This window comes from Nostoc sp. CALU 546 (genome assembly GCF_048836525.1).
The window spans coordinates 14714-41462 of the sequence record NZ_JAWJTF010000089.1 but is presented as its reverse complement, the minus strand read 5'-3'; the positions used below and the strand labels follow the sequence as shown (position 1 = coordinate 41462).

At 42.1% G+C, this 26749-nt stretch carries 15 protein-coding genes, 1 other RNA gene and 1 pseudogene; 11 read left to right on the top strand and 6 right to left on the bottom strand.

Features of this window, described 5'->3' with window-relative positions; genetic code table 11:
• Nucleotides 1–237 precede the first annotated feature (237 nt).
• Entirely contained in the window at nucleotides 238–561 is a 324-nt protein-coding gene (locus RRG12_RS31690; protein WP_420761943.1) for a hypothetical protein, read from the bottom strand.
• 857 nt (nucleotides 562–1418) lie between these two features.
• Here RRG12_RS31690 and RRG12_RS31685 point away from each other — a divergent pair.
• The 9 genes and pseudogenes from RRG12_RS31685 to RRG12_RS31645 all read left to right on the top strand — a co-directional run bounded on the left by RRG12_RS31685 (nucleotide 1419) and on the right by RRG12_RS31645 (nucleotide 16100).
• Nucleotides 1419–1910, top strand: coding sequence for a pentapeptide repeat-containing protein (locus RRG12_RS31685; RefSeq protein WP_069070047.1), 492 nt, complete (start codon nucleotides 1419–1421; stop codon nucleotides 1908–1910).
• Complete coding sequence (locus RRG12_RS31680; protein WP_420761945.1) at nucleotides 1907–3085, top strand: 5-(carboxyamino)imidazole ribonucleotide synthase; 1179 nt, start codon at nucleotides 1907–1909, stop codon at nucleotides 3083–3085. The genes RRG12_RS31685 and RRG12_RS31680 overlap by 4 nt, the downstream gene beginning before the upstream one ends.
• Before the next feature lie 60 nt (nucleotides 3086–3145).
• A non-coding RNA gene (ssrS, locus tag RRG12_RS31675) (6S RNA) lies at nucleotides 3146–3329 on the top strand.
• A gap of 739 nt (nucleotides 3330–4068) precedes the next feature.
• Nucleotides 4069–9960 carry an AAA family ATPase gene (locus RRG12_RS31670; RefSeq protein WP_420761942.1) on the top strand — a complete coding sequence of 1964 codons (5892 nt, stop codon included), beginning with the start codon at nucleotides 4069–4071 and terminating at the stop codon, nucleotides 9958–9960.
• 165 nt (nucleotides 9961–10125) lie between these two features.
• The gene (locus tag RRG12_RS31665; protein ID WP_420761941.1) at nucleotides 10126–11391 is read left to right on the top strand and encodes a M16 family metallopeptidase; all 1266 of its coding nucleotides are present in this window, start codon (nucleotides 10126–10128) and stop codon (nucleotides 11389–11391) included.
• Nucleotides 11392–11513: 122 nt separating this feature from the next.
• A complete protein-coding gene (locus tag RRG12_RS31660; RefSeq protein ID WP_420761940.1) occupies nucleotides 11514–12785 on the top strand; it encodes a M16 family metallopeptidase in 1272 nt (423 codons plus the stop codon).
• 333 nt (nucleotides 12786–13118) lie between these two features.
• Complete coding sequence (locus tag RRG12_RS31655) at nucleotides 13119–14168, top strand: peptidoglycan-binding protein (RefSeq protein WP_420761939.1); 1050 nt, start codon at nucleotides 13119–13121, stop codon at nucleotides 14166–14168.
• 582 nt (nucleotides 14169–14750) lie between these two features.
• Nucleotides 14751–15583, top strand: a pseudogene (locus RRG12_RS31650) (hypothetical protein).
• 163 nt (nucleotides 15584–15746) lie between these two features.
• Nucleotides 15747–16100: a phage holin family protein gene (locus tag RRG12_RS31645; protein WP_069070006.1), complete on the top strand. Its 354-nt coding sequence runs from the start codon at nucleotides 15747–15749 to the stop codon at nucleotides 16098–16100.
• 159 nt (nucleotides 16101–16259) lie between these two features.
• Here the strand turns inward: RRG12_RS31645 and RRG12_RS31640 are convergent, their stop codons facing one another.
• Both RRG12_RS31640 and RRG12_RS31635 read right to left on the bottom strand, forming a co-directional pair.
• Entirely contained in the window at nucleotides 16260–16769 is a 510-nt protein-coding gene (locus RRG12_RS31640; protein ID WP_420761938.1) for a cobalamin biosynthesis protein, read from the bottom strand.
• Between the two features lie 240 nt (nucleotides 16770–17009).
• Entirely contained in the window at nucleotides 17010–18269 is a 1260-nt protein-coding gene (locus RRG12_RS31635; protein WP_420761937.1) for a glycosyltransferase, read from the bottom strand.
• Nucleotides 18270–18391: 122 nt separating this feature from the next.
• On the opposite strand from RRG12_RS31635, the gene shc reads away from it, so the two are divergent.
• Nucleotides 18392–20305, top strand: coding sequence for a squalene--hopene cyclase (gene shc / locus RRG12_RS31630; RefSeq protein ID WP_420761944.1), 1914 nt, complete (start codon nucleotides 18392–18394; stop codon nucleotides 20303–20305).
• Nucleotides 20306–20465: 160 nt separating this feature from the next.
• Here shc and RRG12_RS31625 read toward each other — a convergent pair whose 3' ends face one another.
• Entirely contained in the window at nucleotides 20466–22463 is a 1998-nt protein-coding gene (locus RRG12_RS31625; RefSeq protein ID WP_420761936.1) for an AAA-like domain-containing protein, read from the bottom strand.
• A 489-nt stretch (nucleotides 22464–22952) separates the two neighbouring features.
• Here RRG12_RS31625 and RRG12_RS31620 point away from each other — a divergent pair, with 489 nt between their 5' ends.
• Complete coding sequence (locus RRG12_RS31620; RefSeq protein WP_420761935.1) at nucleotides 22953–24503, top strand: PAS domain-containing protein; 1551 nt, start codon at nucleotides 22953–22955, stop codon at nucleotides 24501–24503.
• Nucleotides 24504–24640: 137 nt separating this feature from the next.
• On the opposite strand, the gene RRG12_RS31615 is transcribed toward RRG12_RS31620, so the two are convergent.
• On the bottom strand, nucleotides 24641–26266 hold the full coding sequence (locus tag RRG12_RS31615) for a PRC-barrel domain-containing protein (protein WP_420757914.1): 1626 nt from the start codon (nucleotides 26264–26266) through the stop codon (nucleotides 24641–24643).
• Complete coding sequence (locus RRG12_RS31610; protein WP_420757913.1) at nucleotides 26267–26479, bottom strand: hypothetical protein; 213 nt, start codon at nucleotides 26477–26479, stop codon at nucleotides 26267–26269.
• Between the last annotated feature and the right edge of the window lie 270 nt (nucleotides 26480–26749).

Sequence of the window (26749 nt, the reverse complement as noted above, 5' to 3'; positions counted from 1 at the left end):
TTGTACAGTGCGTAAGTCTTAGCTATATACAAATAATTGAAGAAGGATTCAGAATTAAGATGCTCTTTATGTTCCCGCTGCGGATAGCTTATTGATTTGCAGCGGTAGCGAGTCGCACAGAATTCAATTCTGACTCCTGACGCCTGACTCCTGAATTCTTTCTTCTTAAAAATTAAAAACTGCTCTTACTAAAATTAGACAAGAGCAGTTTTTAATCGCAAAGCCAAAAATAATAATTTAGGCATCTTCAAGTTCAAGTTGAGCCACCGTAACGGCGTTCAAAGCGAAAGCTAAAACTAACGGCATCGGCGACTGAAACCAAAAGGTAAAAAGAATAGCTAGGATTGTGCCAATTACTGCTGACATCGACCACAGTCGTTCTTCAATAGTCAGTCCTTTTTCGGCTTTAATCAATCTAAGAACATGAACTGGGATTGGTTCTGGCATTACCCCACCCGGAGGGAAAGCCCAGAAGTTGTTACGTCGTTCGACAAATAAATCTGTCCAGCCATTTTCTTGGCACCATGCCTCAATCCATTGAAGTGAGTAATGATTCATCATCGGGTTTCGGAGTTTGGTTTGTGGAAGTTGTGTACTTGGTGAATGTAAACTCTTGGAGATTCCTGAAGAACTAATTAATCGCTATAAAATTAACGCTAATTATCCAACCTTTAAGCTTTGTTAAGCAATTGAGACGCTTATGATTACGCTCAAACCTTGCTTTCATTAATTAAAAGACTAACAGTTGATCGGGTCTGTTGAATTTAAAAGACAATAAACTTTACTTGAGAAATTGAAAGTCAAGAAACGTAAATAAGTTGGTGAGTATTACTGCTCAATAAAACTCTTTATATCCTGAAATTCAAATCTAAGAATGAAGAATTGTGAACAAATCAACAAGTTGTAGACATATAGGAATCCGCTTAGACAGGCAATAGGCAATAGGCAACAGGCAACAGTCAAGAAGGCTTCTTAGTTGTACTGAGTTTTTTCAGAAATCAAATATGAGTCCTATAGCTAGTCATAAGGATTGCTTTATCCAGCTAAACTATTCCTTTAGAGTTAGGAATCTCAAATTTTATCTGCATCAAAAGCGATAGATTATGCTCCCCGTCTATGTTTTGCTAAAACTTGCTTGATGTGACAGGTAACTTATACTTAGTCATTGCGATCTATTGTCGTGATATTTAATTTTAGTGCGATCGCAGATTGCCGCTCTCTACCTCAAGTAGCAGGGATAATTTTGCTCAAGGTGAGAAGCTGATGCTCTTTTTGCGTTACAAAATATTAAGCAACGGAAATACACGTTCTCCAAGTCCAGTAGTCAGGCTGCGAGTCTCAATTAGGATGATCCAGTCTTACTAATATTCAAATGCGGTAATAAAATGCAGCGATTAGACACCAAATTAGCTCTCGATATGTTTTGGCGCCAAGGGTTGGCGTTCCTTCTCGGAATTATTATCTGGTGCGTGGCTGATCCCGCATTGGCAGTAGACTGGACTCATCCCCTTTCATTTAGCAATGCAGAGTTGTCAAGACGCGATTTTTCTGGTGAAAGCTTGCAAGCAGCGGAGTTTTCTAACGCCAATATGGAACTGGCTAACTTTTCAAACGCTGACTTACGAGGAGCAGTCATGAGCGCTTCGGTGATGACAAAAGCAAATCTCCACGGAGCGGATTTAACGAATGCAATGGTCGATCAGGTAAACTTGACTAAGGCAGATTTGAGCGATGCAGTTTTCAAAGAAGCTCTTTTGCTCCGCGCCATCTTTAATGATGTAAATATAGACGGTGCAGATTTTACAGATGCAATTTTGGATAGGGCACAAATCAAAGAACTGTGCGAAAAAGCCAGTGGTGTGAATTCCAAAACAGGCGTGCAAACTCGTGATTCTCTAGGATGTCAATGAAACGTGTTGGTGTAATTGGTGGCGGACAACTAGCCTGGATGATGGCAGATGCAGCACAGAAGCTAGGAGTAGAATTAGTAGTACAAACTCCAAGCGTTCACGACCCGGCCGTGTCAATCGCTCAGGAAACTATTTTCGCGCCAGTTGATGATGCAAGTGCTACGGAAATATTAGCTAAAAAATGCGATGTTATCACCTTTGAAAACGAATTTGTTAATCTGCAAGCTTTATCTATTTTAGGACAGCAAGGTGTTTGTTTCCGTCCGAGATTAGAAGCTTTAGCTCCTCTTTTAGATAAATATCATCAGCGTTGCTATTTACGGGATTTGGGCTTACCAGTTCCTCAATTTTTCGCCCTTGACGAGGTGGAAAATATCAAATCAAAAATAGAATATCTAGGTTTTCCAGTAGTTTTGAAATCTCGCCGTCATGGTTATGATGGTCAAGGTACTTTCATAATTCAGGATTTTGCTAGTTTAGAACAAAAGTTAAGTGATGAAAGCACAACAAAAACTTTCAATCACTCACTTTTTTTGTTAGAAGAATTTGTCCCCTTTGAAAGAGAACTAGCAATAATTGCAGCTCGTTCTGTAGAGGGAGAAATTGTCACTTATCCAGTAGTGGAAACCCAACAAGAACAACAAGTATGTCGGCGGGTGATTGCGCCAGCCGAGATTACACCCAATCAAGTAGCAGAAATTCAAGCGATCGCACATACTCTATTAAATAGCCTAGAAGTAGTAGGAATTTTTGGAATTGAGCTATTTCTCAGTGCTGATGGCAAAATTCTGGTAAATGAAATCGCCCCTCGTACCCACAATTCTGGGCATTTTTCTCTTGACGCTTGCGAAACTTCTCAGTTTGAGCAACACCTGAGAGCCGTTTGTGGTTTACCTTTAGGGAATCCAGCTTTACAGTGCGCTGGTGCTGTAATGGTTAACCTGTTGGGGTATGAAAATTCTCACAGCGACTACCAAAGCCAACGCCAACAAATAGCGGAGATTCCCCAGGCGCACGTTCACTGGTATGGGAAGACAGAATCACGTCCTGGGCGAAAGTTAGGTCATGTCACCGTTTTGCTGGACGATCAAAATCGAGAATCGCCAAGTGCGTACGCCCTTGGCGTTGGCGCAGCCATCGCCCACAGCATAGAATCTATCTGGTATCCCAGGTAAATTGAGCAGAAACTTTCGATGTTGAACACACAACATCTTTTGAAAAGCTATAATGAGTGAGTTGCACTACGACGTTGGTGACTGCCATCAAGTTTTTTGATCTATGCCTTTAATGACAAGGGAATCAACTGTTCTCGTGGCAGTATACCGGGCATGTACCCGGAAACTTTAAACGAGGAATTTAGGTTCCCACCTGGATAAACCCAGGTCATAAACTTAGGTAAAACGGCGTCGCGGTGAACTTAAAATTATTTGCTCCCAAAATCAGTTAGAATTTGGGAGCTTTAATAATGGAACAGAATTCAGGAGTCAGGAGTCAGAACTCAGAATGAATTCTGACCGAAAAAGCGGATAGCGCAGCGTAAAGCCTTCTCTTTCAGAGACGCTAACGCGTAGCTTGCTTCTCCACAGGAGTACGCTTAGAGGATGTTTGAAAAGTGGTTAGCTGTGATTTTAAGCACTGGTTGATCCCCCCTAACCCCCCTTAAAAAGCTACGGTGTATACACAAGTAGAATTACCCCCCTTAATCCCCCCTTGTAAAGGGGGGAAACTGGGAAATCTTGTTCCCTCCCCTTTGCAAGGGGAGAGTTAGGGTGGGGTAATTCGAGGACTGGTAGTAATTCGATAACTTGTGTGTACACCGTAGCCTTAAAAAGGGGGGAAAATCCTTAAAGTACCCCAATTTATCGGGGGATTTAGGGGGATCGAAAACGTTTTGATACCGACGAGGAGACTTTTCAAACACCCTCTTAGAGCAAGTATTTTCGAGTCGCGTCTGAATAACTGAGTTTAAAGCCCCTACCAAATTGAAAATTTGGTAGTGCAGCAATTCAGTGGGGGATTCAGACCCGCCACTGATTTATTCTGAATTCTGAATTCTGTATTCTTCTTCAATTAAATCAGTTTAAAATAAGCGATCTCACAGTAAAGATTGCCATATTTTTGGGAAACCTAAATACTGAGGTTTCAAGAATTAAGCCCTATGGTCAGCATCCCCGGATATCACGTTAGCAAAGAACTCTACAACGGTTCTCGAACCTTGGTTTATCGCGCTAATCGAGAAACTGACCAAAAATCTGTGGTGATTAAGCTGATGAAAACTGCTTATCCCAGCTTCAGCGAATTGGTACAGTTTCGCAATCAGTTCACCATCGCCAAAAATTTGAATCTACCTGGAATCATCCAAACCTACAGTCTGGAACCCTATCAGAATGGTTATGCGTTAGTGATGGAAGACTTTGGGGGAATTTCTCTTAAAGAATGGGGAGTAGGGAGTAGGGAATGGGGAGTGGGGGGAAGGGTAGAATCTCTGATGGAGTTTTTACAAATTGCGATCGCACTGTGCAATACATTAGATATTCTAATTCGTCATCGGATCATTCACAAAGATATTAAACCTGCCAATATTTTAATTAATCCAGAAACTAAACAAGTTAAGTTAATAGATTTTAGTATTGCATCTCTGTTGCCACGAGAAACTCAAAGCCTCATGAGTCCTAATGTACTTGAAGGGACACTTGGCTATTTGTCTCCAGAGCAAACTGGACGAATGAATCGGGGGATTGATTACCGGACTGATTTTTATTCTCTGGGTGTAACTTTTTACGAATTACTAACAGGGCAATTACCATTTCAATCGCACGAATCGATGGAATTGATACATTGTCATATTGCCAAACTTCCACCACTTTTAGGGGAGAGGGGAGAGGGGACAGGGAATAGGGAAGAGATTCCTCAAGTTCTCTGTGACATTGTGATGAAATTGATGGCAAAAAATGCTGAAGACCGCTATCAGAGCGCATTAGGACTGAAATATGATTTAGAAAATTGTTTACATCAACTCAAAGAGACGGGGAAAATTGTAAGTTTCCCAATTGCTCAACGGGATGTGTGCGATCGCTTTATTATCCCAGAAAAACTCTATGGGCGTGAGCATGAAGTTGAAACTCTGCTAAAAGCATTTGACCGCGTTACCAACAATCAGACAGAATTAATGCTGGTGGCTGGTTTTTCTGGTATTGGTAAAACTGCTTTAGTTAACGAGGTTCACAAACCTATTGTCCGGCAACGGGGCTACTTCATCAAAGGCAAATTTGACCAATTTAATCGGAATATTCCCTTCTCCGCTTTTGTGCTGGCGTTTCGAGACTTAATGGGACAATTACTAAGTGAAAGTGATGTCCAATTGTCAACTTGGAAAAATAAAATTTTACAAGTGCTGGGGGATGAGGGGCAAGTTATTCTTGAGGTAATTCCCGAATTAGAACAAATTATTGGTCAACAACCACCTGCAACGGAACTTTCACCAAGTGCAGCCCAGAATCGCTTCAATTTACTCTTTCAAAAGTTCATTCAGGTATTTACCACAAAAGAACATCCATTAGTAATTTTTCTCGATGATTTGCAGTGGGCTGATTCTGCTTCACTGAAATTAATGCAGTTGTTGATGAGCGAGTTAGGAAGTGGAGCTTTACTTTTAATTGGGGCTTATCGAGATAATGAAGTATCTACCGCGCATCAGTTGATGTTGACTTTAGCGGAGATTCGCAAAGCCAATGCGACGATTCACAGCATTACTTTAGCCCCGTTAAGTAAAGCTAGTTTAAATCAATTGCTGGTTGATACCTTGAGTTGTTCAGATAAAATTGCCCAACCTCTAACGGAACTCGTCTATCAAAAAACTCAAGGAAATCCCTTTTTTGCAACACACTTTCTCAAAATATTATATGAAGATGGACTGATTACTTTTAATTGCGATCGAGGTTACTGGCAATGTGATATTGTTGCTGTCAAAGCACTTGCCCTTACGGATGATGTGGTAGAGTTCGTAGCGCTACAGTTGCAAAAGTTGCCAGCAGCAACGCAAAATGTGTTGAAATTAGCTGCGTGTATTGGCAATCAGTTTGATTTGCGAACCTTAGCAATTGTTTCTGAACAATCGGAAACCGAAACGGCAGCATCTTTATGGAAAGCTTTACAAGAAGGGTTAGTTTTACCTACTAGTGAAGTTTATAAATTTTTTCAAGATGGTGATAACAACTCTGACTCAAACCCATTAAATTCTAATTTTCAAGTCCCTATCTACAAATTTTTACACGATCGCGTGCAGCAAGCGGCTTACTCTCTAATTCCAGATGCAGAGAAACAATTTACCCATCTTAAAATTGGTCAATTACTCTTGCAAAATACCTCTGAGTCTCAGCAAGAGGAGCGAATTTTTGAGCTTGTCAGTCAGTTAAATCGAGGAATACTGCTAATTACCCAACCGGCTGAACGTCAACAATTAGCTCAGTTAAATCTGAATGCCGGTCGAAAAGCGAAAGAAGCTACCGCTTATGGTGCAGCAATTCATTACTTCTATTCTGGAATGCAACTGCTACCGATTAATAGTTGGGAAATCGCCTATGAATTGACTCGAAGTTTATACCAAGAAGCTGCCGAAGCTGCTTTTCTCAACAATGAATTTGAGCAAATGGAATCTCTTGTTCAGGTCGTGATTGAAAAAACAACCACCTTACTGGATAGAGTGAAAGTTTATGAAGTGCAACTCCAAGCTTATCAGGTGCGGAATCAATCATTCAAAGCGATCGCAATTGGGCGTGAACTTCTCGCTCAACTTGGGGTAACATTACCTGAATCAGTAACACCTCCAGACATTCAGCAATCTGTAGTCAACACCCTCTCTACCTTGGCTGGCAGAAGTATTGAGGGCTTAGTTGATTTGCCATTGATGAATGATACCAAAGCTTTGGTTGCTTTGCGGATTATGGCTAGCATTGCTCCCGCCATCCACCAAACGGCCCCTTATCTGTTCCCAATTATTGCTTGCGAAGAGGTGAATTTATCTCTTAAATACGGCAATGCACCACTTTCTGCACCAGGATATGCAGATTTTGGAATTGTACTTAATATTTGTAACCAACTCGAATCAGGCTACGAATTTGGCCAGCTAGGTTTAATGCTTGTGGATAGACTTCAAGCAAAATCTGTTCAAAGCATGACTCTATTTAAGGTGGGTGCATTGAATCAATTTAATCAACAACATATTCGCACCTCAATTAGGTTATTACAGGAATCCCATACTTTTGGATTAGAGACAGGCGATTTTTTTCATGTGCTGGCATCGATGATTTTTAAGTTATTCTATGTCTATTTAAGTGGCACAGAAGTTTTGGAAATTATCTTAGCAGATATCAAAGCTTACGAGTCTAATTATGTCCAAAATCAACGCTTATTAAATTGGTCTAATATCGTTTCTCAAACCATTAAAAATCTCACCGAATATAGCGACTATCCAGACTCCCTGATTGGTGAAGATTGTCAAGAAGAACTCTTATCTGCGCTTCTCCAAGAAAAGGATGAATTAACACTCCATATATTTTTCTTAAGTAAGTTAACACTCAGTTATTTGTTTGAGAATTTTTCGGCGGCAGTTGAGAGTGGAAATCAGGGAGAGCAATACCTCAATGGTGGCGCAGGAATGCTATCTGTGACTGTTTTCTACTATTACGATTCTTTATCTCGGTTGGCTATCTATCCAACGGCTGAACCATCTCAACAGGAGCAATTACTTTTGAAGGTTGGCGAAAATCAAGAAAAATTGCAGTTTCGAGCCAAACTTGCACCGATGAATTTCCAGCACAAATTTGATTTGGTGGAAGCAGAACGCCATCGAGTTTTGGGCGAAAAAATAGCAGCAATAGAATTGTACGATCGCGCCATAATTCTAGCGAAAGAAAACGAATATATCCAAGAAGAAGCCTTGAGCAATGAACTAGCTGCCAAGTTCTATCTCGACTGGGGCAAAGAAAAAATCGCCCAAGTTTATATGCAAGAAGCTTATTACTGCTACGCTCGTTGGGGCGCTAAAGCCAAAACTGAAGACTTAGAAAAACGCTATCCTCGACTCCTGGCTCCCATCTTACAAGGGCAGCATAATCGCTTGCAACTGAGTTCAACCGTCGATGCATCATCATTTCCACATCAAACCATCCACACAAATCTTTCTAGCAGCAGTATCTCGGAAGCCCTCGATTTTGCCACCATCTTTAAAGCCGCACAAGTTCTTTCCAGTGAAATTCAATTAGAGCAATTACTCACTACCCTTTTGCAAGTGGTGATGGAAAATGCTGGGGCACAAAAAGCTGCATTACTTGTACTCCAAAAAAACAACTTAGTGGTTGAAGCTGTAGCCACCATCAACGAAGGAGTCAGTCTGGTATCTGCACCATTGTCAACCAGTGAAGGCATTCCCATTACACTGCTAAACTATGTCAAACGCAGCTTAAAAACTGTTGTGCTGGATGATGCAACCGCACAAACTGATTTTATCGCCGACTCATATTTCATACAGCAACAACCTAAGAGTGTGTTGTGTACGCCGATGTTAAATCAAGGTAAACTCATTGGGCTGCTATATCTCGAAAATCCCCTGACAATTGGTGCATTTACAAGCGATCGCACCGAAGTAATCCAACTGCTATGCACTCAAGCTGCTATCTCTCTAGAAAATGCCCGTCTTTATCAAGAATCTCAAAATTATGCCCAAGAGTTAGAGCGATCGCTCACTCAACTTCGTGCTAGCGAAGCCCGCTTCCAGAAACTCGCTGATAATATTCCTGGGGCAATTTACCAACTATGTTTAAATGCTGACGGTTCAGTTTCAATGCCCTACGTCAGTTCTGGCTGCTACAACCTTTATGAGGTGACAGCAGAGGAAATAATGACAGGAAGGCAGAGTCTTCGTTCTATGGAACACCCAGATGATTTTGCCAGCATTCAACAGGCAATAATCTACTCTGCTGAAAACATCACACCATTTCGACACGAATGGCGAATTATCACATCTTCAGGAACCGTAAAATGGCTTCAAGGTGCATCCCAACCAGAGCGACAAGCTGATGGCTCAATTATATGGGATGGCGTAATCATAGATATTAGCGAACGCAAACTTGCTGAAGTCGCACTAAAAGAGTCTGAAGCTGATTTACGGCAAAAATCTCAGGATTTAGAAGAAGCGCTGCAAAATTTCCAACAAGCCCAATTACAAATGGTGCAAAATGAAAAAATGGCAACCTTGGGTAATTTGGTTGCTGGGGTGGCACATGAAATTAATAATCCGATTGGATTTCTCAAAGGCAGCCTCAACAATGCCGAAGATTATATCCAAGACTTGCTTGCTCATATCCAATCCTACCAACAACATCATCCCAATCCGGCGATCGCAGTCATTGAGCATGGCGAAGAAATTGACCTAGAATTCTTGACTGAAGACTTACCAAAACTAGTAGGCTCAATGAAGGTAGCTTCAGAAAGGATCAAAGATATTAGTATCAGTCTCCGCACCTTCTCCAGAGCCGATACAACCGAAAAAGTTGCTTGTAACCTCCATGAAGGGATTGAGAGTACGCTGTTAATTTTGAAATATCGCCTCAAAGCTAACGAAAAACGTCCAGCAATTGAAGTTATCACCGAATACGGAAAATTACCACTGGTCAAGTGCTTTTTAGGACAGCTAAATCAAGTATTTATGAACATCCTCGCTAATGCCATTGATGCCTTAGATACATCCTGTGAAGGGCTTTCTTTTGCCCAAGCGCAAGACAATCATCACCAAATATTGATTCAGACCGAAGTATCCAGTGAGCAAAACATGGTAGCAATTAGGATCAAAGATAACGGTCAGGGGATGTCAGAAGAGGTTAGAACGCGGATATTTGACCACCTATTTACAACAAAAGAAGTTGGGAAAGGAACAGGATTAGGATTAGCGATCGCTCGTCAGATTGTCGAGGAAACCCATAATGGGCGGTTGATTTGCAATTCTGTACTTGGTGAAGGAACAGAATTTGTCATTGAGATTCCAGTATTTTAACTAATTTGCGATTTTTCTCTCAATGCATAAGACTTCTAATTTTTCGGTAGTGCAGAGAACAGCGATCGCATAATTTTCCAAATCTGTATAACTTGATTCTAAATTAGGTATCGTTCAGAGTTAAGATGACACAATTGCGTCGAATTGTGGTTAAAGCTACAAAAATTGTTAAAACAACTAACTAATACTGTATTTCCAGCCTCAGTCTTCCGACTAGAGAGTGGTTTAACTTTTATTCATCAAGAAATTCCCACCACTCCCGTAGTTGTGGCAGATGTTTGGGTGCGTGCTGGAGCCAGCCTAGAGCCAAAACCGTGGTTTGGCATGGCGCACTTTTTAGAACACATGATTTTTAAAGGTACGGCGACACTACCCCCTGGGATGTTCGATTCCAAAGTGGAAAACCGGGGTGGCGTGAGTAATGCGGCGACAAGCTATGATTATGCTCATTATTCACTCACCACAGCTGCCCCTTATTTAAAAGATACTCTGCCCTACTTGGGAGAACTACTGCTGAATGCGGCAATTCCAGAAGATGAATTTAGCCGCGAACGGGATGTGGTACTAGAGGAAATTCGCTCTTGTCAGGACGATTCCGACTGGATAGGATTTCAAGCGCTGATTCAAAGCATCTATCCCCATCACCCTTACGGACGTTCGGTGCTGGGTACTGAGCAAGAACTGATGCAGCAATCACCAGAAGCAATGCGCTGTTTTCATCACGCCCACTATCAGCCTGAAAACATGACGGTGGTGATTGCTGGAGGTATATCTCAGAAACCAGCTTTGGAAATGGTAAATCATTCATTTGCTGATTTTGCCGAACGCTCAAATTGTCCGCAGTTTGAGAAAGTGGCAAAGCCAGTAATAACAGGAATTCACCGTCAAGAACTGTGTTTACCACGCATAGAGCAAGCGCGATTATTGATGGCGTGGCTTGTACCAGGAGTAGAAGAAATCCGCACTGGCTATGGTTTAGATTTGTTGTCAGTGTTATTGGCAGAAGGGCGGACTTCGCGTTTAGTGCGCGATTTGCGCGAAGATTTGCAATTGGTACAGGGAATTTGCAGTAGTTTTTCTCTACAACGGGAATCAAGTTTATTTACAATTACTGCTTGGTTAGAACCAGAAAATCTAGAGGAAGTTGAGTCTTTAATTTGCGCTCATTTGGATGATTTGCAGACTAAAGGAATTAGCGAACAAGAACTTGCCCGCACACGCAGGTTGCTATGTAACGAGTATGCTTTTTCTACCGAAACGCCAAATCAACTTACAGGGCTTTATGGATATTACAATACCATCGCCCAAGCCGAATTAGCTGTGACATATCCCCAACAGATTCAGTCTTTTGATGCCAAAGAACTGCAAAAATTAGCTAAACAGTATCTCTCGCCGGAGAATTTCGCGGTTACTGTACTTAAACCGTGTTAAGTATTGGGCATAGGGCATTGGGCATTGGGCATGGGGCATTAGTTTTTGACAAATGACAAATGACAAATGACCAATGACAAATGACCAATGACCAATGACAAATGACAAAGGACAAATAATAAATGACAACCTTGCTGCAAAAATCGCCTATGCATCGCACCGTATTGAACAATGGCATTGTCGTGCTGGTGGCAGAAAATCCGTCTGCGGACATTATTGCAGCGCGAATCTTTGTGCGTGCCGGTAGTTGTAATGAAAACCGGGAGCAAGCAGGGTTGGCGCATTTGTTATCGGCAGTGATGACAAAAGGATGCGATGGACTTTCTAGCTTGGAAATTGCAGAAATAGTGGAATCTGTAGGGGCGAGTTTGAGTGCCGATGCTGGCACTGATTATTTTTTGCTATCTTTCAAAACCGTCACATCTGATTTTGCGGAAATTTTAGCATTGGCAGGGCGGATTTTGCGATCGCCAACTTTTCCCGAAACTCAAGTGGAACTAGAACGGCGTTTAGCACTCCAAGATATTCGTTCCCAAAAAGAGCAACCCTTCAATGTCGCCTTTGAACAAATGCGGCATGTAATGTACCAAAATCATCCCTACTCTATGTCGGTACTGGGAGATGAATCCACCATGAGTAGCTTAACTCGTGCAGATTTAGTGGAGTATCATCAAACTTATTTCCGCCCAGATAATGTAGTAATTAGCATTGCTGGTAGAGTCACACCCACAGATGCAACAGCGTTGGTGGAAGAAGTTTTTGGTGATTGGCAATCCCCATCTCAGGCATTACCAATACTGAATTTACCTGAGATTAAGATAGAACCGCAGGTAAAACTAAAGCCAATACAGACACAACAATCAATCGTGATGCTTGGTTATTTGGGAACATCGGTGAATTCTGTTGACTACGCCGCCCTGAAGTTGCTGTGTACCTACTTGGGAAATGGGCTTTCTAGCCGTTTGTTTGTGGAATTACGGGAAAAACGCGGTTTAGCTTACGAAGTATCCGCCTTTTACTCCACAAGGCTATTTCCAGCCTCATTTGTAGTTTACATGGGTACAGCGCCAGAGAATACCAGCATCGCCCTAGAGGGACTACGTACAGAAGTAGATTTATTGTCTACCGATGAAATATCTGAAAGTGCCCTGCAAGCTGCGAAAAATAAGATTCTGGGGCAATATGCCTTGGGGAAACAAACAAACGGGCAAATTGCTCAAATATACGGCTGGTATGAAATTTTGGGATTAGGAATTGATTTTGACACCAGATTTCAAGAATTGATTGCGGCGGTGAGTGCCCAGGATGCGATCGCCGCAGCTTGTAAATATTTAAAAGAGCCTTACTTGTCTTTAGTTGGTCAAGAAGAAGCAATTAATGAGGCGATCGCTTGAAGAAGAATTCAGGAGTCAGAATTCAGGAGCGGAGCCGGAGACGTTTCCGTTAGCTCCGGTCAGAATAAAGACGCGACTTGAAAATACTTACTTGCCGCCGCCACTATCTGCCACTCGTACAGAATACCCAACTGAATTCTGAATTCTGAATTCTGAATTCTGAATTCTGATTCCTGACTCCTGAATTCTGATTCCCTGCTTTTCGAGAAGGGTTAGAGAGCAAGCCTATGGGATTATGCGCGTAGCCTAGCGGAGACATTGTAAAATGAAGCAGCTGTTTTTTAGACCAAGCGGCTGTACCATTAGCATGAGAATATTCTGGGAGTAAATTCCATGCAAAGCAGCCTGACAGCAAGTATTTTGAGTTACTTAAAATTACTAGACCCAACTGTAAACCGCTGTAGAATGGAAAAACGGCAAAAAGATTGGTGGCCAAAGAGGTCTAAATCTTTATCAGCCATTAAAATATTCTTGTTCTCCGCTACGCCTCTGCTTATTACCTCAACGACTCTAGTATCAATAGCAGCACCACAAAAAATTGCCCAAGTAAATCCTGGAAATAGCATCAATCGCCCTAGCCTCAAAGTTGGCAGTCAAGGCGAACGTGTGGCTGAACTTCAAGCAGCTCTAAAACTTTTGGGTTTTTACTCTGGTGCTGTAGATGGTACATATAATGAGAATACAGCCAGCGCTGTTTCCCGGTTTAAACAAGCAGCTGGCTTGAATCCAGATGGTATTGTTGATGCCAGCACTTGGCAACGACTTTTTCCTAGAGAACCAGTAGTAACATCAACAGTCCCTTCATCCCAGCCAAGATTTAACTCAGCTACAAATTTTCCTGTCCCAACCCAAGCTAGCAACCTCACCAATGTTGCAAATCCTAACCCCAATCCCCCTAGGCAAGCTGTAACACAAGTTGCGACTAGCCCTGAACCAAGACCTGCGACTCCAAGACAAGCTGTAAGACCAGCTACAACTAGCCCTGAGCCAAGACCTGCTACCCCAAGACAAGCTGTAAGACCAGCTACAACTAGCCCTGAACCAAGACCTGCCACCCCAAGAAAAACTACAACTTCAAGCACACAAAAAACGCCAAATCGTACTACATCAACTACTCGAACTCAGTCAAACACAACTACCAAGCGAACCCCTGGTATTCAATACACCTCCGAAGGATTGCCAATTTTGCGTATAGGATTACGTGGTTCTGAAGTTGTAAAGTTGCAACAACAACTGAAAAAGCTTGGTTTCTTGAAAGGCGATGCCGATGGAGACTTTGGCGTGACAACAGAAACCGCTGTAAAAGCTGCACAAAAGCGCTATGGTTTAGAAGCTGACGGCGTAGTTGGTGGCTCTACCTGGGAGGTTCTTTTGCGGCGTTAACCGTATCCCTACTTGCTACAGGTAGCATCTCACTCAATACGGTTCGGTTAAGGCAAAAGACGCGATGAATCGCCGTCTCTACAATAATAGGTCTTTTGTAGAGACGGCGATTTATCGCGTCTTTGTGATAAATTATCGAATTTTTGTGATCTAAAATTTTCATCAAAAAGCCTTAACCGAACCGTATTGGCATCTCACTCACTAGTAACTAAAGATACGGGCAAGATGCCCATCGGACAAAACTGGATAATTTATTTTTTGGAAATCCCTACAGAGGTTTCTCTAAACTGAGAAACCTCTGTAGGGGTTTTACGATTCACACTATTTTTTATGAATTCACTGCGGTACATCCTGCAATACGATAAAGATACACTGATTAGAAGTATCTCTCTTGCCAACACTGAAAAATTACCAGAAACTAAACGAGAGCATGAAAGCCCCTGAGAAACAGCAACGCAGTTGCGTGTTTCGTGCAATAGATGCGGGGATGAAATGCGACCCGGCGGGATTTATCCCGCATTTCCCACGTAATCTTAACATTGTAAAGGTGCAAGCAATGAGATAATTAATAATACTAAGGGGGTGATTTATTTGTACGGTTGTCAACAAGTTTTGATTCATGTGGATAAAGACTTAAAAGCGATTTTAGAGTTTATCTGTTCTGAAGCAAACAAACTATCAAATTGTGCCGTCTACTATGCTCGTCAAATATGGTTTAAGGCCAAACGCTATATAACCAAGTTTGAGCTAGATAGCGAAATGAAATCAAATCGTCATTTCCAAACACTCTACTCTCAGGCAGCACAACAATTGTGTCGTTCTGTAAATCTCAAGGGTTTTGGTCTAATAAACTTGCCACCATCACCGAGAAGCGTAACCGCCAAATCAGAGATGCTATCAATAAAGTGGGAAGAATTGTTATTAACCACTGTCTAGATAATCGCATTGGTAGAGTTATTTTTGGATGGGGGCAAGGTATCAAACAAGAGATTAATTTAGGAAAGAAACGCAATCAACAATTTGTTCAAATCCCAACTGCTAGACTCAAAGGGCGAATTGAGCAACTATGCCAACAGTACAGCATTGAGTTTGTAGAAACAGAAGAAGCAAACACCTCTGCTGCATCGTTTGTAGATGCTGATACACTCCCAAAACACGGTGAAAAACCCGATAGCTGGAAATCTTCTGGTCACAGAATAAAGCGTGGACTGTTTAGAACAGCAATGAACTGGTACATCAATGCAGATTGCAATGGTGCTGCCAACATCATCCGCAAAGTAAGCACAACACTTGGACTTGATTTAAGTGGAGTGTCTAGGGGTGCTTTGACTCACCCCACCCGGATCTGTATCTGGGTGACAGCTAAAAAGAAGCCGAGCGATGTGGTTTTAACCCGTCGCGTAGCATCCTTTTAGAATCCCCCAAATTCATTCGGGGGAGTAGTCAAATTGCTTTTAGGCTGATAAAAAATAATGGCAACTTTAGGAGTCAAGCACAGCGACACCTGATAGTGTTATGGATCACAACTGGCAATAGTGAAATTAATTAAACTTACTGCTAATTCCTCTACACAAACTTATGCAACACTTTTTATTAACTTGGCTCGGTACTGCGGTGGCGTTATTTCTTACTGCTAATATCGTTCCGGGATTCCTGATCAAGAATTTTGTGACTGCCTTGGTCGCTGCCCTTATTATTGGTCTGGTTAATGCATTTATTAGACCAATTTTGCGGATTTTGACGTTTCCGATTACCTTACTCACCTTTGGTTTATTTACATTAGTGATCAACGCCTTAACTCTTTGGCTGGCAAGTGCCTTAACTCCTGGTACTGGTTTTGAGATTCAGGGCTTTTTACCTGCTTTGTTAGGTTCAATTGTGCTAGCAATTGTTTCTAGCATAATTAACTATTTTTTGAGAGTTGTTACCTAGAAAATTAGTGAGATTCTGTAACAATACTTGTCGGGTTTTGGGGAAAAGGGTAAGGGGTAAGGGGAAAGAAAAAACCTTTAACTTTTACCCTTTAACCTTTTCCCCAAACCCAATTCCGAGTTCAAAATGCTTATCCGAGCAGTATTGGATTCTGTATTACTAAATATTTAAAGCTTGGGCAACAGCTAGTGTTATCGCTCCTGGTTGTCCTTGTTGCTGAAAAATTCGTTTAGGAACTAAGAATCTCACCGACAATTTCTCTATCTTTGTGAAGGGAAAAATAGTCAACGATGTGAGTTGAGCGGCTGCAAGAATAGCAGCTGCCTCTGCTACGCTAGGTGTACCTACTTTGAGGTTGGTAATTGTGGCAGGGTTAGGGACACAGACAGAGCCAAGGATTTCCGCAGAAAAGGTTTTTAGGGGCAGATTGCGTAGATGGCAAAATTCTACTAAGCCAACTTCCGAGGCTTTGGTTTCAATGGTAGCAATCCCTGCGATCGCACTTGGAAAAAGTTGATTTTCTCGAAAGACTTCCTCAATTGCCCGATCAATCAACTGCCATGAAGTTCCCCGTTTACAGCCAATTCCTACCCATAAAACCTTTTCTACTTGGTTTATTTGCTTATTCAGTTCGTTTTTTCCCTTGAGGGCTTGAGTATTATTTGACATGCTTGAGTTTACTCTAAGAGGTTGTTTGAAAAGTCCTCTTGTCGGTATCAAAAATTTTACATTCCCCCTAAATGCCCTGATCAATTGGGGGACTTTGATTCCAGTTTTTTCCTTTATAAGCTATGCATTATAAACATCTTTTCTTTATTAACAGAAATATTGACAAAAGCTAGAAAATGTGTTATTTGAACATTCCATAACGATCGCACTAATTCATATTTCTATTCTGCAATGCCCAAATTATAAATTATCCGAACTGGGATAAACTCTTCCTTTCCAAGCGCCGCCGCGCCCTTGCCAGTGACGGAGTGCTGAGTCTAGAGTCATCAGGGTATAGAGAAAAGCGATCGCAGGTAAGCTAAAAGCTAACCAGGGAGAACATTTATAAAAGCGGATTGTCGGGTAGTAAGCCAACGTCATTAACAGCCATCCAAATAAACCTGTAAATGCGTAGACGTAATGCGTCTTGTCGCCAGACATCGCCCAATTACCCCAAACTGCACCCAGAATTAAACACACAGGTGGAACTAGATAAATCAGAGGCATTCCTACCAAAGTTCCCAATAGTAGTAATGGCGAATAATTCAGTTGGGTATAGGCAGTACGAGCAACCATATCCCAAATCGTCGCCAGCGAGTCATAGGGACGCAAACTCCGAGTCAAGCTACTCAATCCTAACCAGATACGCCCTTGACTGGAGATTGGGCTTGTCCCCTTATCCCCCACTCCCCACTCCCTACTCCCTACTCCCCCACTCCTCTTAACAGCCTGAGCAAGGGCGCAATCATCAATTAGAGCTTGGCGAATCACTTGAATACCACCGATTCGCTCTAAAGCTTCACGGGCGATCAGAATAGATCCCCCTGCGGCGGCGGCTGTGTGATTGTTGTGATTATTCACCCAGCGAAAGGGATAGAGTTTTTGGAAGAAAAACACGAAAGCTGGAATCAAAAGTTTTTCCCAAAAGCTCTCACATCTGAGTCGTACCATTACCGAAACCAGGTCTAAATCTTCTTGGACAGCTTTAGCAACGAGTCGGCGGAGATTACCAGGATCATGTTCGATATCTGCGTCAGTTAGCAAAAAATAATCGGGTGCAAATTTACTAGCGCTCTTTATACCTTGCTCAACAGCCCAAAGTTTACCCGACCAACCAGGAGGCAGTGATTCACCAGTGATAATATTCAATTGCTGGGGTTTACCTACAGCGTGTGCCACCCCTTCGGCAAAATTTGCTGTCCGGTCTGTGCTGCGATCGTCTACCAAAAACACGTTGAAAGAACCAGGATAATCTTGGAGAAGGAGCGATCGCAAACTAGTTGGTATCAATTCAGCTTCGTTACGCGCCGGAACCACCGCACAAACCACAGGTAAAGATTGTAGCTGAGTTTCTCCAATCTCTAATTGCTGGTCTGTTCGCCAAAACTGTCCCCAAAAACACAGTAATCCTAACCAAATTGTCAAGGATAAGAGCATCAATCCTAATACAATTACATCCATGACCTATTGCAAATTTTCAGCGACTCAGACAGAATACTATGTCTACTGAATATAGGAAAAATTTTTTTATCGGATTGTCGGATTCAAAACTAGTGTTGGGTGTTGAGGTTAAATAGTATTTGATGCAAACACAAGACAGGGTAAAAGTCAACCAAATTGCAGAAGCGATCGCAGCTAGCCAAGAATATCTGCTTTCAATTCAAAATTCGGCAGGTTACTGGTGGGCAGAGTTGGAATCTAATGTCACCATCACTGCTGAAGTCGTCCTTTTACATAAGATTTGGGGAACAGACCAAGCCAGACCTTTGCACAAAGTTGAAGCATATCTGCGTCAAGAACAACGAGAGCATGGCGGCTGGGAACTTTTTTTTGGTGATGGCGGAGAACTTAGCACTTCCGTTGAAGCCTACATGGCGCTGCGGCTGCTAGGTGTACCAGCAAGCGATCCGGCGATGATTCGGGCGAAAGCTTTTATTCTCCAACGCGGTGGAATCAGCAAAACTCGAATTTTTACCAAGTTGCACTTAGCCTTGATTGGCTGCTATAACTGGCGCGGTATTCCCTCGCTACCACCTTGGATAATGCTGTTGCCCGAAGCTTTCCCTGTTAACATCTACGAGATGTCTAGTTGGGCACGTTCCAGCACAGTACCATTACTGATTGTATGCGATCGCAAACCTGTTTTTCTCTCTGACTCAGCTATCAACCTAGATGAGCTATACGTTGAAGGTATTGATCGAGTCCGGTGGGAATTACCCCAAAGTGGCGACTGGACAGATTTATTCCTCACCCTTGATCAGGGATTTAAGTTGGCAGAAAGCCTGAATTTAGTACCCTTCCGTCAAGAAGGCATCAAAGCTGCCGAAAAATGGATTTTAGAGCGTCAAGAAGCTACAGGCGACTGGGGCGGCATTATTCCAGCAATGCTGAATTCAATGCTAGCTTTGCGGTGTCTGGGTTATGACCGAAACGATCCCATTGTAGAACGAGGTTTGCAAGCAATTGATAACTTTGCCATTGAAACCGAGGATAGTTATCGAGTCCAGCCTTGTGTTTCACCCGTTTGGGATACAGCTTGGGCTATGCGTGCCTTAGTAGAATCTGGCTTTGCACCAGATCATCCGGCTGTGGTAAAGGCTGGAGAATGGTTATTACAAAAACAAATTTTAGATTACGGTGATTGGGCTGTAAAAAATCGCCAGGGAAAACCAGGGGCTTGGGCTTTTGAATTTGACAATCGCTTTTATCCCGATGTAGACGACTCGGCTGTGGTGGTGATGGCGCTACATTTAGCGAAACTCCCTAATGAAAAAATCAAGCAAGCTGCGATCGCTCGTGCTTTAAACTGGATTGCATCTATGCAGTGTAAACCAGGCGGGTGGGCTGCTTTTGATTTGGACAACGATCAAGATTGGCTCAACTCTATTCCTTATGGCGACTTGAAAGCCATGATTGATCCAAACACCGCAGATGTTACGGCTAGAGTACTAGAAATGCTTGGTGCTTGTGATTTGTCAATTGATAGTGATAGTTTAGAGCGATCGCTAACTTATCTTCTGCGCGAACAAGAAACTGAAGGCTGTTGGTTTGGTCGTTGGGGTGTAAATTATATCTACGGCACTAGTGGCGTTTTGTCAGCCTTAGCCTTAATTGATCCTCAAAGGCATAAACTCAGTATAGAACGGGGAGCAACTTGGTTACTTGGATGTCAAAACCCAGACGGTGGCTGGGGTGAAACTTGTCGTAGCTATGATGATCCCAGTCTCAAAGGCAAAGGAAATAGTACTGCATCTCAAACTGCTTGGGCCTTAATTGGGTTGATCGCAGCAGGTGAAGCTACTGGAAAATTAGCTCTTGAGGTGATTGAACGGGGAATTAGCTACCTGGTGGCAACTCAAAAGCCTGATGGTACTTGGTTTGAGGCGGACTTTACAGGTACCGGCTTCCCTTGCCATTTTTATCTCAAGTATCATCTGTATCAACAATACTTTCCTTTAATAGCTTTAGGTCGCTATCAAGCATTAACGAGGGAGTAGGGAGTAGGGAGTAGGGATGTGAGTATTTTCGAGTCGCGTCTGAATAATCGGCGTTTTTGCACCCCCACTAAATTGAAAAATGCCCAATGCCCAATGCCCCAAGCGACGGGGCAACTATCCCTCTCCACCCATAAGGGGATGGAGTTTCCCGTCGCTTTCATTAAACTACAACGCGATCGCGTCCTTTTCTTTTTGCTTTATAGAGTGCTTCCTCGGCAGCATTAACCAAAGTAGCAGGCTCAGTTTCTATTGCCGGAATAACACTAGCCACCCCTAAACTCACAGTTAAAACAGCAGCAGGTAAACCACCAATGCTAGGATACTCACACTTAATCCCCAAAGCTTTTACTTGATCTCGAATATGTTCGGCAATGTCCATTGCAACAGTAATCTCTACTTGAGCAAGAATGGCGAATTCTTCACCACCGTAACGAGCCACTAACACTCTACTGCTTTCTTGTCTAAAATCTCCTCTCTGGGAAATCACAAAAGCACTAGCAGTAGAAGAAATCATGCTCTTACTGTATGAAAAACTACTATTATTTGGTGAGTGTTTGATGCAGTTACAGATAGTATTAGCGATTTGCCGTAAACACTCATCTCCTGCCGAATTACCGTAAGTTTTATTATAAATTTTAAAATAGTCAATATCGCACAAAATCAGTGATATGGGAGTACTTTGACGAGCGGATCTTTGCCACTCAATTTGTAGGTAGGTTTGAAAGTAGCGACGATTAACTAATTGAGTTAGTTCATCTAAGCTGGAGAGGACAAGCAACTGTTGATTTTCTTGTTTCAACCTTTCAATATGACTATTGTTGAAATGCTCACTTTTTTTCAGATATTGTCGGAAATATAAACGATATAATTCACACGCAGGAGTACTGCAATCGCCTTCTAAATTAATTAACCCTATACTCTGTAATTTATATGCCAATGCTGGCTCTAATTTCACATTACTTGTAGTATTAATCACTTCATAAAAAGCATTTCCCAATTCTGGCTCATCTCGTAGTGCTAACACATACTGCTTTAAATACTCGTGATAAATTCCGGCTTCTGTGGTTGCTTGTTGCAATAGCTGTCCTAAATCCCGTTGTAATCCACCTTTACCCACAAAGTGATATAATGCCAATCGCACTAAATAAGGATTTCCTGCCACCATTGCCATCAAACTGTCGGCATCTTTACCATCTCTCCAATCCAAGCCGTGACGTTGAGCTAAATCCTGCACCTGCTCTTTCGTAAAGGGAGGTAAGTTAATTGTTAAACCAACATTAAACGGTGATTGAGTCAGTTTTATGGGAATCAGAATTTCCGCTGAATAAACCAGAACCAGACGCAGCTTTTGCCAAATTTCTACCCTTTTGGCTTGTTCATGCCACGATCGCACTAATGGTAGCAATTCTCCAGCAATTTCCTGATACTCAAACACCCAATCCACTTCATTTAATACCAAAACAAGGGGACTTGAGAGTGCAGGCAGTAAATATTGTTGGAAATAGATAGAGCAGCTGACTTTGCTACCCATATCTTCATCCCAATAATCATTGAGTTTTGGTTCTAGCTGTAACTCCCGACTCACGTTTGCACATAACCAGCGCAAAAATTTATCCAAACTGGCAAAAACTGCTTTATCTGCTTGCTGAAAGTCCAAAGTTACGGTGTGAAAGCCTTGTTTCTTAGCGCGTGCAAGTAACCGGAGAGTCAGAGAGCTTTTCCCCATCTTCTTGGGTGCTTTGATGCAAATGACACTCCCAGCTTCAGCCATTTCTGCGTAAGCAAGTTCTTCAATTGGCGGGCGAGAGATGTAAAATCTGGAATTAAGGGATACTGGCCCACTAGGAAATTCTAAGGATATCGCCGTAGCTGCTCGGTTGAATTCTTTAACTAACTGCTGATGCGCTTTGCTAAGACGATGATTTTCTAGAGTCTGGCGGAAATTGGACTTATTTATCGGTTCTTTGCAAAAACAGCTTAATAATTGCCATAAATGAGCAGCAACTTTCTTGACCCGTTCTTCGCCGTAGTCAGCTTCACACGCTATATTGGCATAGGTTTTTCCTTCCCACGAAGAACGCAATATCAACTCTTGGAGTGTCGTTAAACCGTTTGCTTGACTGGCTTTTAGTAGCAATACTATTTCATCTATAGTCATTACTCATTAACTCTAATTCAGCATGACATTTTCTCACACCATTAAACTTTGCAACTCAATGCACCCTGCTTTGTATAGAGAGCAGCCAGTCTTGGTCAAAAAAGCTACAGATAAGCCCTGACAATTTTTTGTATCCTCAAAAATTTGACGTGACTTAATCATAGAATTTTTTTTACAAAAATTTCCGAGTTTTTAGGTAATTTTATGTGATTTGAACTACTTTTTTTCGACATATCTTAGAATGTAGATGCACACAATGTAGCTATTTTTTTCTAAAAAATTACCATTGCGATCGCAACACAGGTTACATTCGTCTGTTTACCTTTTTCTAAATTCCATCCCAGTTGATGATATGGGCTGATATATCTCTGAACCTAAGTTACAGCCCAATAAAACCAAGTAGACGATTTGTCCATAACTGGATCGTCAGGGTGCTAAGACAGCGTAGAGAGAGAGCTACAGGATATCTTCCTCATCGTACCAGCAGCTATGCATATCGAAGAACCCACTACCCATGAACCGGAAGTTCCATTTTCAGTACAAGATTCCCCAAGTTTGCCAGAACCAGAAGACTTATCTCAAGAAAATTTAGATGCTTGTCAATACTCACAAGCCGCCTTACAAATGGCATTAATCGCCAGTGGCTTGGGGTTGTGGGATTGGAATCTCATAACTGACAAAACCTATTATGATCCTCAGTGGAAGCACATTCTGGGATATGAAGTAGACGAAATCGACAATGATTATAAATCCTTTGAGCAACTTGCACATCCACAAGATTTACCCAGAATTCGCCAGGTATTGGACGATTATCTCCAAGGATGCACACCAGTGTTTGAAGTCGAATTGAGAATGTTGACCAAATCGGGAGAGTGGAAGTGGATTCTGACTTGTGGCAAAGTATTTCAGTGGGATAAATTCGGGAAACCAGTGCGGATGGCGGGGACGCACAAGGATATTACTCAGGATAAGGCGATGTCTACGACGGGCTGCGCCTACGCTACTCAACAATACCAACAATTTGAACAACTCCAAAGAGAAATTGCCCAACGCCAATCTACCGAAGACCAAATTCGGGAAAAATCACAGCAGCTAGAAATTACCGTCGATGAACTCAAATATACCCAAAAGCAGTTATTGCAAAACCAGAAAATGGCTAATCTCGGCCAACTGGTGGCGGATATGGCTAACGAAATTAACAACCCGGTTAGCTTTATCTACGGCAATCTCCATCCCGCCAGTCAATACGCTGAAGACTTAATCAGAATCATAGAACTTTACCAACATCACTATCCCACACCCAGCCCAGTCATTGCCTTACATCTGCAACGTCTCGACCTTAGTTTTGTGAAAACAGACTTTTTAAAATTGTTGTGGTCAATGCGAGCCGGCTCTGAGCGCGTCAAAGAAATCGTTTTCGCCTTGCAGAATTTTTCAAGCTCCGACGCAGGTAAAATGAAAAAGGTTGACCTGCATAAAGGACTTGATAGTGTTCTGAGAATTTTGCAGCATCGTCTGAAAGAAAAATCTGATCGAGCCGGGATTGAAGTAATTAAAACCTTTGGTGAATTACCCTTAATCGAATGTTATCCTGGTGAATTAAATCAGGTATTTATGAATATCTTAACTAATGCTATTGATGCCTTAGAAGAGAGGATGAAACATGATTATTCTTTTACTCCCAAAATTCTGATTAATACAGAAATTGTTAGCAGTCATTTGTCATTGGTCAATAGTAATGAACCTTGGGTAAATGATAAACGACTAGGAAAAAAACACAAAGTTATAATTCGCATTTTTGACAATGGCAAAGGCATACTTCCCCATATCCAAAGACATATATTTGAACCATTTTTTACAACAAAACCAGTAGGTAAAGGTCAAGGATTAGGGCTATCAATTAGTCGGCAAATTATAGTTGAAAAACATCAAGGTAAACTGAAGTGTAATTCTCAATTAGGTCAAGGTACAGAGTTGGTGATTGAAATGAATACAACAGCAAGACACTATGCCGCTATGAGAAAACACGCCAGCTTTTAGGTAATATTTATAGCCGTAGCCACATAGGTTAGGACATTTTGAAAACTCCAAGGCTAGGAATAGTAATACTTTTACCTCCTGCCTCCAGCAAGAACAAGAAATCCATAAAAACAAGTGTTGCCAACAGCATCGGTTGTTTATTTTACCCCATTACCATGATGCGCCAAGGCTGCCATTCCATATTCTGAAGCACGTAACTCCTGATCAGAGATTTCTGGCTCCTTGGTATAGACCGAACTCAGTAAGATATTCAGAACTCCACTTTCTTCAGCTTGACTAACAGCGCGATGTGTAATCAATTCACCTACATTCAGAATCACGTTGTCTTCTGGGTCAAGAATGACACGGGTAACTGGACGACCCAGAGCTTGTTCAATCCGTTGCTTCTTCATTGCCCGTGTGCCGCGTCCTTGTAAGTTTTCTGCCTTCACTTTCAAGGCTTGCCAAAAAGTGTTGAGATTCTCTTGAGCAATACTTGCCCCATCGCGCAGTTGAACTTTGTTTTCTAACCATCTGTCACTTGCGGTAGAACCGACTGCGGTTGCCAGAGTCAGACCGACAGCGTTCAGCAATTCTGCTTCTTTACCGTAAGTCTGGGCCCGATCCAGAAGAGATTCCGTCACAATTTGCCCAGATGCCGCAATAATTAAGCCATCGTTAGCACGCACTGTTTGTACGACTCTACGCCCTCTTGCCTGCTGGATCGCCACATGTCCTACCAGCGAATCAACCGAGTGACGCAGATTAGCGGCGCTACTGTGAGTTAGGCTCCCAATTCGATTGCTAGTAGATTCTGTTGCTGCTTGCAAATTGCGACTGATATTGACAGTCAGGCTACCACCCGTAGCTCGATAAAGTTCATCAAGGATACCCATGCGATCGGCTGCTTCTGCATCGACTAGCGTCACTTCCTGCCCCTGTAGTAGCAGTACATTCCCGTCTGGAGTCAGCACATCCCGCTCAACATGCTTGCCAATCACATATACCTTTTGCTCGGCAGGATCAACCAAATTGTTTGTTAGGGAAGCAGTTGCATCTCGATTGAGGTCTTGCAGTTTGCTGCTAGTAGCATCAGTTACAGCTTGCAATTGCTCACCTGCATTCTGACTTGCTTCCTGTAGCACACGGTTCATACTCTCTACTGAGCTTTGCATCTGCTCATTCACGGTTTGAGATGCTGTTTGCAATCTGCGATTGGTAGTCTCAGCCGATTCTTGTAATCTATCTCCAGTTGCCTGAACAACTCCTCGGATACCACCCACCTGTTCTTCCATCATTTGAGAGGTTTCTGGAGGTACAAAGGCAACATCATAACCAATTTTCAGGGCTTCACGAGCAGGAACGAACGACCGCCCTGAATAAGCATCGGCAAATACACCGCCAGAAACTTCGTATCCTTCCACCAGTCCACTATGCTCATCGAAGAACAAATCGACCAATCCACCGAGGTCAAGTCCCTCAGTAGTCAGAATTCTCTTTTTTCTCAACACGATATTTTGGTGCAGAATCTCTTTAATTGCAGGGACACGATGTGCTTTAACAACAGATTCTTTCGAGTTAACTACGATCGCATCCAACCCAATCGCTTGCACTTCTTCCAAAGGAATCACTTTTGCGTCTCGAAACAGTCCTTTTTCTGCAACGAGAAAACCCAAAAGTTGATTGCGTTTCTGGTCAAAAATTAAATCTATAATTCGGACAACTTTCTCGCCTGTGTCGTAGGTGACGACAACTTTATCTATAACATCACTACCTTTACGCATTTATCTATCCCTCCTATATTGATTTTCTTGTTCAATTACTTGTTGGTTAGTTGCTTGACCTTTAAGCTGAAAATATCGTCCCTCTCTACCAAAACCGGGAACGATATCAATCATGCCAAAGTATTCGAGTAATACCCCAAATATGGCAACAAGGATGATTAAAACAGTTATATTTGCTCCAGAATTAGAGCGTTTTCCTATGAGTCTAGGCATTGTATTTCATTATTTATTGTTGTTTTTTATTGTTGTAAACATTGCTGTAAATGTTATACAAGAAATTTATATCATTAAATTTAGTTAATGTGTTTATTTATTGGTATATACCTTACTTTAGATACTCTTTTGTAATCAAAAGATCCAAACGACATCTTTCCAAAGATAGATTGTTGAGTTAGTTCTTATCAATCTCTTATATAGGACTCATATTTGATTTCTGACAAAACTCAGTACAACTAAGAAGCCTTATTGACTGTAGCAAGATTG

Bases quoted from the DNA above. Each gene is read 5' to 3' on its own strand.
- RRG12_RS31690 (WP_420761943.1), bottom strand. From the start codon at position 561: ATGATGAATCATTACTCACTTCAATGGATTGAGGCATGGTGCCAAGAA.
- RRG12_RS31685 (WP_069070047.1), top strand. From the start codon at position 1,419: ATGTTTTGGCGCCAAGGGTTGGCGTTCCTTCTCGGAATTATTATCTGG.
- RRG12_RS31680 (WP_420761945.1), top strand. From the start codon at position 1,907: ATGAAACGTGTTGGTGTAATTGGTGGCGGACAACTAGCCTGGATGATG.
- RRG12_RS31670 (WP_420761942.1), top strand. From the start codon at position 4,069: ATGGTCAGCATCCCCGGATATCACGTTAGCAAAGAACTCTACAACGGT.
- RRG12_RS31660 (WP_420761940.1), top strand. From the start codon at position 11,514: ATGACAACCTTGCTGCAAAAATCGCCTATGCATCGCACCGTATTGAAC.
- RRG12_RS31655 (WP_420761939.1), top strand. From the start codon at position 13,119: ATGCAAAGCAGCCTGACAGCAAGTATTTTGAGTTACTTAAAATTACTA.
- RRG12_RS31645 (WP_069070006.1), top strand. From the start codon at position 15,747: ATGCAACACTTTTTATTAACTTGGCTCGGTACTGCGGTGGCGTTATTT.
- RRG12_RS31640 (WP_420761938.1), bottom strand. From the start codon at position 16,769: ATGTCAAATAATACTCAAGCCCTCAAGGGAAAAAACGAACTGAATAAG.
- RRG12_RS31635 (WP_420761937.1), bottom strand. From the start codon at position 18,269: ATGGATGTAATTGTATTAGGATTGATGCTCTTATCCTTGACAATTTGG.
- shc (WP_420761944.1), top strand. From the start codon at position 18,392: ATGCAAACACAAGACAGGGTAAAAGTCAACCAAATTGCAGAAGCGATC.
- RRG12_RS31625 (WP_420761936.1), bottom strand. From the start codon at position 22,463: ATGACTATAGATGAAATAGTATTGCTACTAAAAGCCAGTCAAGCAAAC.
- RRG12_RS31620 (WP_420761935.1), top strand. From the start codon at position 22,953: ATGCATATCGAAGAACCCACTACCCATGAACCGGAAGTTCCATTTTCA.
- RRG12_RS31615 (WP_420757914.1), bottom strand. From the start codon at position 26,266: ATGCGTAAAGGTAGTGATGTTATAGATAAAGTTGTCGTCACCTACGAC.
- RRG12_RS31610 (WP_420757913.1), bottom strand. From the start codon at position 26,479: ATGCCTAGACTCATAGGAAAACGCTCTAATTCTGGAGCAAATATAACT.